The sequence below is a fragment of the Streptomyces fumanus genome (assembly GCF_014655295.1).
Taxonomy (GTDB): domain Bacteria; phylum Actinomycetota; class Actinomycetes; order Streptomycetales; family Streptomycetaceae; genus Streptomyces; species Streptomyces fumanus.
In genome coordinates this window covers 1-13851 of sequence record NZ_BNBI01000025.1, presented here as the reverse complement: position 1 = coordinate 13851, position 13851 = coordinate 1, and the positions used below count along the sequence as shown (strand labels likewise).

At 71.2% G+C, this 13851-nt stretch carries 14 protein-coding genes; 12 read left to right on the top strand and 2 right to left on the bottom strand.

The window, feature by feature from the left end; translation table 11 throughout:
- Positions 1–15: 15 nt before the first annotated feature.
- From IE316_RS34595 to IE316_RS34560, 8 genes are all read left to right on the top strand, one after another.
- Positions 16–1044: a hypothetical protein gene (locus tag IE316_RS34595; protein ID WP_190208533.1), complete on the top strand. Its 1029-nt coding sequence runs from the start codon at positions 16–18 to the stop codon at positions 1042–1044.
- A gap of 89 nt (positions 1045–1133) precedes the next feature.
- On the top strand, positions 1134–2012 hold the full coding sequence (locus IE316_RS34590; protein ID WP_190208532.1) for a phosphoadenosine phosphosulfate reductase domain-containing protein: 879 nt from the start codon (positions 1134–1136) through the stop codon (positions 2010–2012).
- A gap of 94 nt (positions 2013–2106) precedes the next feature.
- A complete protein-coding gene (locus tag IE316_RS34585) occupies positions 2107–2721 on the top strand; it encodes a DUF6248 family natural product biosynthesis protein (RefSeq protein WP_190208531.1) in 615 nt (204 codons plus the stop codon).
- Between the two features lie 162 nt (positions 2722–2883).
- Positions 2884–3525 carry a hypothetical protein gene (locus IE316_RS34580; protein ID WP_190208530.1) on the top strand — a complete coding sequence of 214 codons (642 nt, stop codon included), beginning with the start codon at positions 2884–2886 and terminating at the stop codon, positions 3523–3525.
- A 605-nt stretch (positions 3526–4130) separates the two neighbouring features.
- A complete protein-coding gene (locus IE316_RS34575) occupies positions 4131–5786 on the top strand; it encodes a DNA cytosine methyltransferase (RefSeq protein WP_190208529.1) in 1656 nt (551 codons plus the stop codon).
- 154 nt (positions 5787–5940) lie between these two features.
- Positions 5941–7167: a helix-turn-helix domain-containing protein gene (locus tag IE316_RS34570; RefSeq protein ID WP_190208528.1), complete on the top strand. Its 1227-nt coding sequence runs from the start codon at positions 5941–5943 to the stop codon at positions 7165–7167.
- Between the two features lie 108 nt (positions 7168–7275).
- Positions 7276–7710: an ATP-binding protein gene (locus IE316_RS34565; protein ID WP_190208527.1), complete on the top strand. Its 435-nt coding sequence runs from the start codon at positions 7276–7278 to the stop codon at positions 7708–7710.
- The gene (locus IE316_RS34560) at positions 7707–7922 is read left to right on the top strand and encodes a hypothetical protein (RefSeq protein ID WP_190208526.1); all 216 of its coding nucleotides are present in this window, start codon (positions 7707–7709) and stop codon (positions 7920–7922) included. The genes IE316_RS34565 and IE316_RS34560 overlap by 4 nt, the downstream gene beginning before the upstream one ends.
- A gap of 311 nt (positions 7923–8233) precedes the next feature.
- On the opposite strand, the gene IE316_RS34555 is transcribed toward IE316_RS34560, so the two are convergent.
- Positions 8234–8614 carry a hypothetical protein gene (locus tag IE316_RS34555; RefSeq protein WP_190208525.1) on the bottom strand — a complete coding sequence of 127 codons (381 nt, stop codon included), beginning with the start codon at positions 8612–8614 and terminating at the stop codon, positions 8234–8236.
- Positions 8615–8812: 198 nt separating this feature from the next.
- Here IE316_RS34555 and IE316_RS34550 point away from each other — a divergent pair, with 198 nt between their 5' ends.
- Genes IE316_RS34550 through IE316_RS34540 form a run of 3 tightly spaced genes read left to right on the top strand, consistent with a single transcriptional unit; the run spans position 8813 to position 12215 of the window.
- Entirely contained in the window at positions 8813–9295 is a 483-nt protein-coding gene (locus tag IE316_RS34550; protein WP_190208524.1) for a plasmid mobilization protein, read from the top strand.
- Entirely contained in the window at positions 9292–11058 is a 1767-nt protein-coding gene (locus tag IE316_RS34545; RefSeq protein WP_190208523.1) for a relaxase/mobilization nuclease domain-containing protein, read from the top strand. Before IE316_RS34550 ends, IE316_RS34545 begins: the two co-directional genes overlap by 4 nt.
- 14 nt (positions 11059–11072) lie before the next feature.
- A complete protein-coding gene (locus IE316_RS34540) occupies positions 11073–12215 on the top strand; it encodes a hypothetical protein (protein ID WP_190208522.1) in 1143 nt (380 codons plus the stop codon).
- 60 nt (positions 12216–12275) lie between these two features.
- Here IE316_RS34540 and IE316_RS34535 read toward each other — a convergent pair whose 3' ends face one another.
- The gene (locus IE316_RS34535) at positions 12276–13340 is read right to left on the bottom strand and encodes a C40 family peptidase (protein ID WP_190208521.1); all 1065 of its coding nucleotides are present in this window, start codon (positions 13338–13340) and stop codon (positions 12276–12278) included.
- Between the two features lie 291 nt (positions 13341–13631).
- On the opposite strand from IE316_RS34535, the gene IE316_RS34530 reads away from it, so the two are divergent.
- On the top strand, positions 13632–13851 hold a 220-nt coding region (locus tag IE316_RS34530), incomplete at its 3' end, for a hypothetical protein (RefSeq protein ID WP_190208520.1).

The window sequence follows — 13851 nt, the reverse complement described above, 5'->3', positions numbered from 1 at the left end:
GAAGGAACAGCCACGATGACCAGCACTCCGCGACTCGACAGCCTCGCGGCCGGCGGGACCAACGGCGTCTACGACGGCATCCGCCTCGCCGACGGCCACATGCTCACCCTCGTGATTCACCCCGGCGCCGACCAGGCGGAGAGTGTCTTCCTGTTCCCGGGCCTGACCGCTCCCGACACCGAGGCGTGGGAAAACGGCGACTCGTTGGAGGACTGGCTGACCGGCGGCCCGGGCGAAACGGTCTACGGGGACGTGCCGGTCGAGGCCGTGCGCGAGCTGATCGTCGCGCACGGTGGTGAGCATGAGGACCAGGAGCCCCCGCAGGACCACGCCGAGAAGACCGACGAGGCCGAGACGGCGGAGGCCGCCGCGACCCGCGCCCTGGCCGAATGGGGCATCACCGCGCACCGCGACGGTGACGCCGGGAACACGTGGCTGGTCGTCGGGTACGACCAGACCAGCCAGGGCTTCCCGCACATGCTCGCCGAGCCCTACGCCGTGCTCTACCTCTACACCGGTCCCGACGGCGAGGAGATCACCGTCGACCGGGCGCCCGTGAACGGCTACAACTGGCACGTCCTGACGGGCGACGGCACCGGCGCCGAGCGCACGCTGCTGGAGTGCCCGGCCAATCAGCTCGCCGCGTGCGTCGAGGCCATCGCCGACTGGATCACCACGCCGCAGGCATCGCCGGACCCGCTGACCCAGCTCGCCGAGCTGCACGGGGTGTTCGAGCTGGGCTACAGCGCCGACGACGTCCGGTCGGTCTTCGGGCGCATCACGGACGAGGGCGGCCCGTACCTGGTCTGCGTCTGGGAGTACGCGGACGAGTACGGATTCGGCGGCAACTCCGAGTTCTACGCCGAGGGCGAGGACGGCACCCTCTTCGAGGTCCAGCCCGACGTCCACCGGTGGCTCAGCGGCCAGCAGGAGACGCCCGGCCCGCTGGACACCTGGGTGTGCGCCCCCGTCACCGAGCCGACCGACGTCCCGGTCAGCGACGACTTCCACAACTACGCCCGGGCCGACCGGACCGGCGACTGACCGGCCGCCGGGCGGAGGGAGCGGGGCGGGAATCCCGCTTCCTCCGCCCGGGCCCGAACACACCGAACAGCCTCAACCAGGAGAAGACCGTGACGAAGAAGCCCTTCACCCCACCGTGCGCCGCCGGGTGCGTCTCCGCTCAGATGGAACTGTTCGCCGCGCCGGCCGCCGCGCCGGCCGCGCCCGCGGAGGCCGTCGAGTTCGACTTCGACGCCCACGACGTTGTGGTCGTCGGCGACAGCGGCGGCAAGGACAGCGGGGCCACGGCGCACGAGGTCTGCACCCGCGCCGACAAGGCGGGCCAGCTCCACAAGGTCCGCATCCTGCACTGCGACCTCGGCACCACCGAGCGCGGCCACCTGGTCGAGTGGCCTGGTGCGCTCGAAGTCGCCCGCTCGCACGCGAAGCAGTACGCAGTCCCCTTCGCCGTCCGTCGCAGCAAGCTGTGGGGTTCGCTGTGGCAGCGGATTCGCTCCCACGGCAACTGGCCGGGCCACTTCGCGCGCTACTGCACGAGCGACACAAAGACCGCGGTTGGCCGCGACTACGTGGACGAGGTCGGCGTCGAGCTGCGGCTCGGGCGCCCGGTCCGTGCCGGGTACGCGATGGGCATGCGCGCCGAGGAGTCCCGGGCCCGCGCCAAGAAGCCGGTGCTGGAGCGGAACCGCATGAGCGGCAAGGGCACGCTGCGCGTCGTGACGACCTGGCTCCCGGTCCACCAGCTCAGCACCGAACAGGTCTGGCAGGTCCACCAGGAGAACGGCATCGAGCACCACGAAGCCTACGACCAGGGCATGCGGCGGCTGAGCTGCCGGGCCTGCCCGCTCGCGCACACCGACGACCTCGTGCGCAGTGCGCAGCTCAACCCGGAGCTGTTCGAGGAGTACGCCGAGGCCGAGCAGGAGATGGGCCACCAGTTCAGGAAGTCGATCAGCCTGCGCGAGATCATCGAGCGCGCCCGGAGCTGACGGCCGTGGCCGGCGGGGGAGCGGGGCGGGAATCCCGCTCCCCCGCCGGGGCCGCGCACCACACCGAATCCCTCAACCCGCGAAGGACCGCAGCATGGACCACGTCATCCGCCGACCGCAGCGCACCCTCACGACGCAGGAACTTGAGACCGTACGGGACACCGCCCTGCTGAACCTCCAGGGCGGCTTGATCCTGGGCATCATCGACCCGGTGCCCAACCCCTCGCCGATGACCGAGGACGAGGGAGCGTGGGTCCGTGAGCAGGTGTGGCCCGAGTTCATGACGGAGATCGACCGCAAGTACCCGTGGGGCTTCTGGCGCTGGTCGACGTGCGAGCGCGGTACCTGCTGGAACTGCCTGGCGCGCCGCTGCGACCTGTGTGTCCACCGCCAGGAAGGAGGGCCGCACGTGGATGACAACACCGGCTGGGTGTACCGCGCTGGTGGGCAGGGCGTCGTCGCCAAGCTCATTCTGCGGCCCGACGGCGCACCGTGTGTGTGGTGGTGCCGTTGCCCGTGCGCCAAGGACGGACCGGCCCCCGACGCGCCCGCGCGGCGCCGGCGGCGGGCGAAGCGGTCGGCTGCGGCGAAGCCCGAGCCTGGGGCAGCAAAGGCGGACAGCGCCGCGCGGACGGACCGGAGTGCCGCCCCGAGCCGGGGACGCCGTGCCCCCGACCCTGCGGACGAGGCGCAGTACACCCTGTTCTGACGGCGGCCGGGGCCACCCGGAGCCGGACGTTGAGCGGCCCGGCGGGGCGCAAAAGCGTGGGAATCCCGCCGGGCCATGGTCCGGCCACCGAGGGCCCTCAACAGACCCATAACCGAACCAGTCACCATCGTATCCACGACCGAGACCACCAGGAGCACACCTGTGAAGACCGCCGACGACGGCCGCCAGTGGGCGAACCGTGAGGACCTGATCGAGCACAGCGGCTACGGCGGCACCACGCTGAAGCGGTTGTGGCGCGACCGCCGGGCCAACGGGCACCCCGACGCCCGTGAGATCGACGGCGTCATGCACTGGGACCTGGAGGAGTGGGACGAGTGGTTCGCCCGGCACCGCGAACGGCCCCGGGACCTGTCCCGCGTCGACCGCAACGGCGACCCGGACGAGCAGCTCCCGCCGGCGGGGCAGGCCCGCGTGCTCGGCGTCGACCCGGCCCGGATCACCCAGTACACCAGGAATCCGCCGCCGGAGTGGCCCGCCCCGGTCCGCGTCGAGGAGCTGGCCACCCGCACCCGCGAGTACCGCACCCGGGCTCAGCTCTGGGCCTTCGCCGACGACCCGGCCAGCGGGTTCGGCACCAAGGGCGGTCGCCCGCCCGGCCCCGACCCCAAGAAGCGCGCGGTGACGGCGCCCGACCCGCGCGTCCGGCTGGCCGCCGAGGCGCTGGCCGCGATGCCCGGCCGGAAGGCCGGCGAGGTGGCCGCCGCCCTCGCCGAGCGCCACGGCCAGTCCGTCGACACCTGGAAGCGGGTCATCACCCAGGCCCGCAAGCAGGCCCAGCGGTAGGCACCGCGCCGACACCGGCCCGCGCACCCCGCCACCATCGGGGAGCGCGGGCCGTCGCCGTACCTGCCGCCGATCCGCCGCGACATCCCCTCTTAAGAGGTGAGTCCGTGGTGCCGCCGGTCGGCGTGTACCGGCCCAGACAGCGGGGGCTCCGCCCCCACACCCCTGGCCCTCCCTCGGAGGGGGCGGGGGGAGCGCGGCGAACTGCGGGCCGGTGGGATGTGATCGGTGGGTGGGGTCGGGGGGCTCCCTCCCCGGACGGGCCCCCGGAGGGGACCACAGCCCGCGCCGGGCCGCCAGGCCAAGCCGCTGCGCGGTCGCCTTCGGCGAGCCCGGCACCCCGACACGGCCCGCGGTCGGCTGCGCCTGCCCGACCGAGGAGGGAGCCCCCCGACCGGCCCGTTGTACGGCGCCGCCGGAGGGGTGGTGAGCGATCCCGTGAACCTCATCAAAAAGCCCTCTGACCTGCGACTTTGTGGGGTGCCAAGGGTTGACTCGGGCCTCAAAACTTGAGAGTATTGTCTACGTCGGAAGGGGGCGGGAATCCCCAACCGGCCGCCGGGCCCCGGGCCCACACCGAAAAACCTCAACGATCAAGGACGGTCATGGTGAGCACCCCTGTGCGCGACGCCGCCCCCGAACCGGCGCTGGATGAGGACGGCCGCCCGTACGCCAACGGTTTCCGGCCGGCGGTGCTGGAGTGGGACGGCTGGACGTGCGCCGACTGCATCGTCTGCGGCACCGGCACCCAGTGCGCCGACTGCCAGGCATGCACCGACTTTGCCTCTCCCTACCCGCCGCACTGGGCCCGGCCGTGGGCCGAGGGCGACCCGGAGCGCGGCATCGAGCTGTTCGGCGGCCCGGGCGGCATGTCCGCCGGTCGCAACCTCGTGGACAACGGCGGCGACTGGGTCCTGATCGAGTGGAACCGCGACGCCGCGGCGACCGCCCGGGCCGCCGGTCACTGGGTGATCGAGGCCGACGTGCGCACCCTCGACCCCCGTCACCCGGCCCTGCGGGGAGTGCGCCGCGTCCACGGCTCCCCGCCGTGCCAGACCCTCTCCGGCGCGGGCAAGCGCGCCGGGTGGAACGCCGACGAGGTCGCAGAGCTTCAGTCCATCATGTGGCAGGCCAGCGAGGCATTTGGCTACCTCCAGGTGGACGACTTGTGCAGCCTCTACGGCGGCCCGCACGGCTACTTCGGCGGCGACGTCCTGGACGGCATGGAGGACCACCCCGACGCCGACGGCTGGGGCGAGCTGTGCGGCGGCGGCCACCTGCCCCCCTGCATGAGCCCCGCCGACTTCCGCAAGTGGGCGGCCAGCGTCGTCTCCGACGACCGTACGGCGCTCATGGCTGAGATGCTGATCTGGCCGATGTGCCTCGTCCAGATCGGCGCCCCGCTGATCTCCATCACGATGGAGCAGAGTGCCAACCTGCTCAAGCAGTCCCCGGCCCTGGCCGAGGCGATCCAGTCCGAGATCACCTCCGTCGAGGGGTTCGGGTGGGCCTGGTGCTCGTGGCAGGTCGCTGACGCCGCCGACTACGGCGCCGCCACCCACCGCGAGCGCGCGTGGATGGTCGCCACCCGCTACGGGCGGCCCCGCTACGCCGAAGAGGTGGACGGCGACAAGGCGGCCCGCGCGATGTGGGCGCACGTCCTCAAGCGCACCGGAGCCCTGCCCGACTGGACGCCGGAACTCGACCGCCGTATCGAGCCCTACCAGGGCCGCCCCGCCCTGCCGACGGTGACCGTCGCGGCCGCGCTCAACCTCCCGGCCGACTGGTGGGCCGACACCCGCGGCAAGCGTGGCATCAACCCCGAGACGGGCAAGCCCAAGGGGGGCGGATCGTTCCCGCTCAACGACGTCGGCCCGTGCGTCACCGCTCCCTGGTACAGCATCAAATTCCGCCCCGCGCACGTCCCCCAGGGCGAGGGCACCAACACCATCACCGCCGCCGAACTCGGCGTGCTGGTCGGCTTCCCCCGGGACTACCCGTGGACCTACATCCCGACCCGCAAGAACGCCCGCGGCGTACGCAACATCGCCCAGATGATCGCCGACCCGGTGAGTCCCTTCATGGGCGCCGCCGTCTCCGCTGCCATCCAGGGCGAGGACTGGTACGAGCCGACGGCCACCTACCAGGCCACGCTCTACCGACTGGACGAGCAGGCCGCTGACACCGACCCGGCGCCACTGCCCGCCCCACGCACCGAAGAACGGGCGATCGAGCAACTGGAGCTGTTCCCCGCAGCCTGACCCATCCTCACGACGAAGCCCCGGCGGGCCACTGGAGATCAGTGGCCCACCGGGGCTTGCCGGTCCCCTTCGAGGTACTCGACCCGGAGACCGGTGTCCCCGAATGCTCGCGCACCGGTACCGTCCTGAGTGCGACGTCAGAACGGAGTCCATCATGGCGCACGACGCTGAAAATGGCTCGCCCCTCACGTTCGGCCAGCGGGTCCGACGCGAACGGGAGCGGAAGGGCCAGACGCGACCGGTGCTCGCCGGTCTGGTCGGCCGCAGCACGGAATGGGTCAAGGCGATCGAGAACGACCGACTCGGCATGCCACGCCTGCCGCTACTCCTGCGCCTCGCGGAGGCGCTCGGCGTGGACGACCTAGCCGCCCTCACCGGCGACGAACGCATTGCGGCCGCCACCTACACCAAGGCCGCCCACCCTTCACTGCTGCGGGTGAAGGAGGCCCTGACGACCTACGACCTGCTCACCCGAGACGAGGAGCCCGCGCCGGCGGCGGTGCTCGCCACCCGCGTACAGAACGCGTGGCAGGCATGGCACGGATTCGGCGACCACCGCAGCCGCGTCGCCAACGTGCTGCCCGCCCTGCTCGCCGACCTCCAGCATGCTGCCCGCACCCATGAAGGCGCCGACAGGCGCCGGTCCCAGGTGCTGCTCGCGCAGGGATACCACCTCGCCCAGCTCTACCTGTCGTTCCAGCCCGCACCCGAGCTGGTGATGCTCACCGGCGACCGGTCCATGACGATGGCTCAGGACGCCGACAGCCCGCGCGCCATGGCCGCCTCCGCGTGGTACCTGAACCACGTCTTCCGTGACGCCGGAGAGCGGCACGAGGCGCGCGTCGACCTGGCGATGAAGTCGGTTCGGCTGCTCGACCCGGAACGCGGCCCGGAGGACATCGCGCTCGGCGGACTGCTGCACCTGGCCGCTTGCCTGTCGTTCGCCAAGGTCGGCCAGAAGGGCAACGCCGAACGGCACTGGGACCGTGCCGACGCCGCCGCCAAGCGACTCGGCGACGCGTACGTGCACCCCTGGCTGATGTTCGGCCGGGGCATGGTCGACGCTTACGCGATCACGATGAACAACGACCTGGTGCGGTCCGGCGCGGCGGTCGACGCGGCCACGCACATCGATCTCGGCTCGATGCAGAGCGCCACCCGCCGCAGCTTCCACCTCATCGAGACAGCCCGCGCCTACGGCCTCGCGGGCGAGACGGTGGCGGTCGTGCACCTGCTGAAGAAGGCATACGAGGCGAGCCCCGAGACGGCCTGCTTCAACCTGTTCGCACGCGGTACGGCGGCGGAACTGGCGGAGAACGGTAGCGCGATCATCCGGGACGACGCCCGCGGCCTCGCGCGTCAACTCGGCGTGGCCGCCTAGGGGTACAACCTGTACCCCTTCGCAAGGGGGTAGCGACTGTACCTGTCGCTACCCCCTTCTGCTCTTACGGTCGTGTCTCGACCCACCCGCTACCCCCGAGGTTCGGCGATGCCCGACACGACCACCCAGTCCCGCGCAGCGGGATACCCCGGCTACAGCGAGACGATGACGCGCACCCCTGAGACGGCAGGGAAGGCGCGGCGCCTAGCCCGCGTGGCCATGGGCGCCTGGAACATGGACGAGGCGAGCGAGGGCGCGGCACTGCTGCTGACGGAGCTGTTCGCCAACGCCGTGCGACATGCTCGCGGCGACTGCGTTCGCGTCATCATCAACCGCCCCTACGACGACCGGGTCTATGTGGCCGTGGTCGACCGGGAACCCCGGCGTCTGCCGGAGCTGTGCGAGGCCGGGCCGGACGACATCAACGGCCGCGGGCTCGCCCTGGTCGAGGAGATGGCGGACCGGTGGGGCTACGACCTGTTGGGCAGCGGACGACGTCCGTGGGGCAAGCGCGTCTGGGCAGAGATGAAGGTGACCCGATGACCGAGACCAAGACCGAAACCGAGCCCGCGCCGACGGTCGGCGACGAGGTACTGGAAGGCACGACCCGGGCCATCGTGACCGACATCCGCGGCGGAGTCATCTGGCTCCGACCGGCGAACGGTGGCGGCGGAACGGAGTGGCCGGCGGAGGACCCGCGCAAGCTCACCGTGCGCCGGACCCGCGCCGAAATGATCGAGTCGGGCGACCTGTGAGCGCCCGCCGGACCAGCGGGCCGTAGCCCGCACTCGACCCCCGCTGCCCGCGCCACCCCCGTCGCGGGCAGCGGCCGGAGACGGTGCCCCGGAAATCCCACCCTTGAGGGTTCCGGGGCACCGTTGCGTGTTCCAGTTTTCTGGAACGCCCCACCCTCCCGGCCGCACCCGCGAGACGGCCCGGGCCGCCCGCCGGACCCTGGGGCGCCTTGACGCGGAGGAGTCCGGCCGGACACTGGAGAGGCCGGGGGGATGCCTGCACAACGTAAAGGGCCCCGCGCAGCGGGGCCCTTTTCCCTGCGTTCTTCGCGTCAGCCGGTTGTGCTTCCAGCGGCCGCCGTCTCAAGTCCCGCGGCACCGTTCTGCGTCGGTACCGCAGCCGCCGGCGAATCGGTCGAGGAGTCCGCGGACGTCGTTTCCGTCGCCGCCTTCTTCGCCGCGGCCCGCTTGCTCCGTTGTCGCCTACTCGGGCGCTTCGCGGGTTCTTCGGCGCCGATTCCCTTCAGCTCCTCCGCAGTCCAGCCCGCCGCCTCTGCGGCGGCAAACGCTTCGGCGTACGGCGCGTCCAGCGCCTCCAACTGACGCTGGAGTTCAGCCCGCTGTCCCAGGATCTCCGCCAGCGGCTCGAACGCCTTCTCGCGGGCCGCTTGGACTTCCCTCATTCGCTGCATGATGTCGTGTGCACTGGCCATGCCGTGATCGTACTGGCACGGTAGGTGGGGCAGCAGCGAGAGCATGCTTACCGCCCCAGACACAGGGATTTTTGACGGTCGACCACAAACACCGCGTGCGGCTACTGACGGCATCAGCCACCGGTAGCAAGGTAGTGCTTACTGGGCCCAGTAAGCGGCGATGCCGGGCGCCCTCCATTAGGGTGGCGGCCGGTGGTCATGGGTCCGAGCACGGACCCCGGGGGCGGATCGGAAAGGGCTGTGGTGGCAGAGCCGACAGCGGATAAGACACGTCAGCGCCCCGCTGCGCGGAGACGCGAGCGCGAGGCCGGCGGCGCTCGTGAGACACGCATCAAGGTGTCCTACAACGAGGACGAACACGCGATCGTGAAAGCGGCTGCTGAACGCGAGCGTCTGGCAACAGCGTCCTGGATCGGGCGCGTCTCCCTGGACGTTGCCGAGGAGATCGTCGTGCCTACGCCGGTCAACGCCAAGGCCGTGGTCGCAGAGCTGATCGAGGCGCGGAAGCAGCTCAGGAGGATCGGAGTCAACTACAACCAGATCGCGAAGGTGCTGAACTCCGACGGCGTCGTGACCGACCGAGAGATGCTCGCGGTACACCAGGCACTGCTGGCGGCGATCCGACGCCTGGACGAGGCCACGCTCCAGGTGATGAGAGAGAGGAAGGAGCGGGGCGGGTGATTCCCGAGAAGCTGGACGAGGGCAGCGACACCTACGGTCTGCTGCACTACCTCTATGGGCCGGGGCGGCGCGATGAGCACACCGACCCGCACATGGTGGCGGCATGGGACCCGTACGTCGATGACCCGGGCCGGTCGTCGGACATGACGATCTCGGATCTCGCCTTGCTCTTGGACGCCCCCGTCTTCGCGATGCGGGGGAAGAGACCGAAGCTGCACGTGTACCACGTGGCTGTCCGCAACGCTCCCGAGGACCGCATCCTCAGTGATGCGGAGTGGGCCGAGGTGGCACGCGAGATGATGCATGCCGCCGGGATCGCCGAGCACAATGACGACGAGGCATGCCGGTGGGTGGCCGTCCGGCATGCCGACGACCACATTCACCTCGTGGCGACCAAGGTCCGGGAGGACGGACGGCAACCGAACCTGCGCCAAGACATCGTGAAAATGCAGACTGCGGCTCGCGCTTTCGAGGTGCTGTTCGGACTCCGTCGGCTCAAGCACGGAGACAAGACCGCAGCGCAGTGGCGGAAGGCCGGAGAGCTGGAGAAGGCGGAACGCCGTGGCCTGAAGGAAGCGCCGCGCGTGACCCTGCAACGAACGGTGCGCGAGGTGGCAGCGGCGGCAATGAATGAGGCTGACTTCTTCGCTCGGCTGGGGACGTCCGGGCTGCGTGTGAAGCAGCGCATTGCCCCGGACGGCAACGTGACCGGCTACTCCGTCGCGATGCCGGGGGACCGCAATCCGGAGCAGGCACCTATCTGGTTCTCCGGAGCCCGGCTTGCGCCGGACCTGTCCCTGCCTCGGGTGCGCGAGCGGTGGAGCAAGCAGATTCCGCTGCCTCGCGTCGCGCCGGCGGAGCTGTGGCGGGTAGCCGAGAGCAAAGTACGCGCGGCCGCCGTCCAGCTCGGCGCCGAAGGGCTGCATGAGGGAGCCGGGGAGGTGGCCGCACTCGGGGACCTGATCGTGGTTGCCGCCGTCATCTCACCGCGTCTGGTCCGCAGCGAGATCAAGGACGCTGCCTACGAGTTCGAGCGGGCCGCCCGGGTGCCCGGCGACCGTGCCCTGGAGAGCCAGGCGCGGACGCTGTACCGGGAGTCGGCGCAGTTGCTGTCACAGTCAGCGGCTGCGGCGGGCCGCAGTGACGCGGTCGCCGCGCTCGGCTTCCTCCTAGCCCTGGTGAAGGCGGTCGAGGCGTCCCGGCGCTGGCACCAGGCGCAGGAGCACCGAGCGCAGGCGGAGGCGTCGGGGCGGGCCGGTCGACTGCTGCGTGAGGCGGTCGAGGTGACCGCCGGCGCGGCTGCTGCCCGGGAGTACCGGCCCCGCCCCAAGCGGGCGGCCGCACGACCCGGTGGGCCCCGCCGTGCACCAGCCGTCTCCGGTGAGCGGCCGATGGCTGGCGTGCTCCAGCAGGCTCTGCCCGAGCGGGCGACTGCGATACTTGCAGACCCGGCGTGGCCAGCACTGCGCACGCGCCTGATCGCGGTCGAGGAGATGGGGGAGGACCCGGTCGAGGTGCTCTCCGCAGTCGCGGCCCGGAGGGAGTTGGCCTCAGCGGACTCGGTCGCCGAGGTGCTTACATGGCGGCTGGACGGGTGGAGTCGCCAGCGTGGTGCAACGGCGGCGGCCACCGGCAAGAGCCCGTCGCCGACGCCCACGGGCGGCACCGGCCGCAGCAGTGGGCCGCGCAAGACGGGGGTGCCCGGGCCGACACGTCGGCCGCCGGGTGACGAACAGCGCAAGGGCCCGCGACGGGCCCGGTGACGAGGGGAGCGAACATGTCGATGCCGACGCCAGAGGAGCGTTCCGGGGAGGCATTCACGGAGGCCGCCGCCGAGGCGGTGCAGACCTCCGTGATGGCGTTCCGTCTGGTGATGGCCATCGCGGACGCGGTGCGCCGTCAACAGCAGAAGAGGGCCGGGAAGGAGGACGAACTCCCGGACGCCGAGAAGGCAGCGGCGGAAGCATCGGAGGAAGTCAAGAAGTTCCTCCCGGTCGACATCGCCGCGGCGTTGCTGCAAGGTGCGGACTGGCCCCAGCTCGCTCAACAGCTCATGGCGCTCAAGCGGGCCGGGGTGGATCTGGAGACGATGCTGCCGCGCGTCGGCGAGATCACCGTGACGGTGCGGGACCAGGTCGTGGCGAACGCCGAGAAGGTGGCGCGCGAGGGCACCGAGGAGTGGGCGAAGGCGTTGCGTGAGACGCTGCCGGCGGGACCGGTGCGTGAGGCGATCCTGTCCTCCCCGGCGTGGCCGGAGATGGCCAGGACGATGGCGACGCTGAATGAGCGCGGAGTCGACGTGAGGGCAATCCTCGGGGCCGCGCACGAGGAGGGTGTCGGCGTCGACCAGGCCATTGCCAAGGTACTTTCGGCGGCCGAGGTGCCGACCACGAGCCGGGACGCGACGCTGTCGTATGGGCCGCTGACGGTCGGGCTGGACATCCCCAAGGATCTCGACCTGGGAGACCGGGAGCGGGCCCTCCGGCAACTGTCGATCTCACCTTCAGAGAACCAGCGGTTCGGGCGCATGGTGCGGGGGGCGCTGCCCGGGGCGGAGCGGGAGGCGGACCTCCTGCTGTCGGCGCGTCAGTGGCCTCTGGTCGCCGCGCGGGTGGCGGACATGGAGAGCAAGGGGCAACCGGTCGCGGAGCACCTGGCCCGGCTGTCGACGGACACCTCGTGGCAGGAGGGCCCGCAGTCGCAGGTGGGGCGGCGTCTGGTCCAGGCCGCCGTTGACGCGCTGCGCAAGCCGGTCGGTACGCCGGCGGGGCCGGGGCCGACGGTGAGTACGGCGGCGGCCCGATCGACGTCGCCGAGTGTGGGCCCTACTAAGGCCGCGAAGGGGGCGGCACCGACCACGCCCGGAGTGGCCGCGCACCGCGAGGCCGGACCCGCGCCGCAGAGTGGCAAGACCCGGTAGAACGGCCGATGTACGTGTGCCGCAGACCGGCATCCGGTCTGCGGCACACGTCGTTTCGGGTCAGGGACGGGTGGCGCCGACGTAGTCGCCCTGCGGCATCGCCGAGGTGAGGGGTGCCACCTCTACGTGGCGGCCGGTGCGCGGTGCGTGGAGGACGTTGCCGTCGCCCGCGTAGAGCGCGACGTGGTAGATGGTGCCACTGCCGCCGTGCGCCCAGAACAACAGGTCGCCCGGGCTGAGGTTGGTGCGGGAGACGGGCCGGTTGCTGGTCGCGCCGTACTGGGCGTCGGCCGTCCGGGGCAGTTTCACCGTGGGCCAGTAGGCGTACTGCACGAGGCTGGAGCAGTCGTAGCCGACGGTGCTGCTGGCGGCGCACCGGCCGTTGAGGTAGCCGTTGGTGCCGTCGCAGAAGCCGGTCGACGGGCCGGCGGGGCCGCCGCCTCCGTAGGCGTACGGGGTGCCGATTCGGGTGGCCGCCTTGCGCAGGGCGGCCGCTCCGGTGCCGGACCCGGAGACCGTCAGCAGGCCGGGCCCCTCGAAGCGGCGCATGGTCGACAGGATGGTCTGGACGTAGTGGTAGGTCTCGCCGCCGGCGAAGGACTTCGGGGGCACACCGCCGTACTCCTCCACGCGGCCCCAGCCTGCGTTGTACCCGGCCAGTGCGAGCGCCCGTACGTCTCCGGGGTAGCCGCTATTGCGGGCCTGTTTGAGCAGGGAGCACATCATGCGGCCCTGTGCCATGACCGCGTCGCCGATGTCCCAGGGCGATGCCTCGCCGTTGCCGTCGGCATCCCGTCCCCACGTGGCCCAGGTCGCGGGCATGAACTGGGCGGGACCCTGGGCGCCGGCGTGGCTGGTGGCTTCCTCGCGGCTGGTCTTGAACTTGCTCTCCTGGTAGAGCTGCGCGGCAAGCAGGGAGGGGACCATTGCCGGGTCCGTGCATGCCTTGTCCGCTGCGAGGATCCACTTGCGGAACTCTTCGGGTACGCCGCGCAGGCCGCCTCCTCCGTCGGCCGTCTCGGTGGCCGAGGCGTCGTCGTCGGCGATCACCACTCCCACGATCCCGAGAGTCACCACCAGGACGAGCCCTATCACCGCGGCGGCAACTCCAACGAGCACCTTCACGCGTTATCCCCCCGTTTGTTCTCTCTTCGCTGTCGTGCCGGTCGTGTTGCTGCCGTACTAGATCACGAGGTGCTTGGCGTGTGCGCCTCCCTTGGGCGGGCCGGGCCGTGCCCGCGATTACGGTTCGCGTAGGGTCGGTGACGGATTCGCGTGAAGGAGCCGGGGGGTTTCGTGCTGCGGGCGGAATGCTGCTTCCTTCCCCACCTGGGTCTGACAGGGGTTCACGCTAGCCTCAGTGGTCCCAAGAGCCCAATAACGTGACGTAAGGACCTGCATTCAGGGGGAGTTGGCTTGACCGCCCAACCGGTGACTACGACCCCGGGCACCGGCACGCCGGTTGTGTTCCGGTACGCGCTGATGCCCGTCGACGGAAACGGCATTGCAGTGGCGACGGTTGCCGCCATGCTCGACAACGGCGCTGGTGGCGCCCAGGCGCGCGTCCTGGCGCCGGGGGAGGTCCTGCCCTACGGGACCGTCCCGGTGCTGGTGACCGACACGACGGTGTACGGGG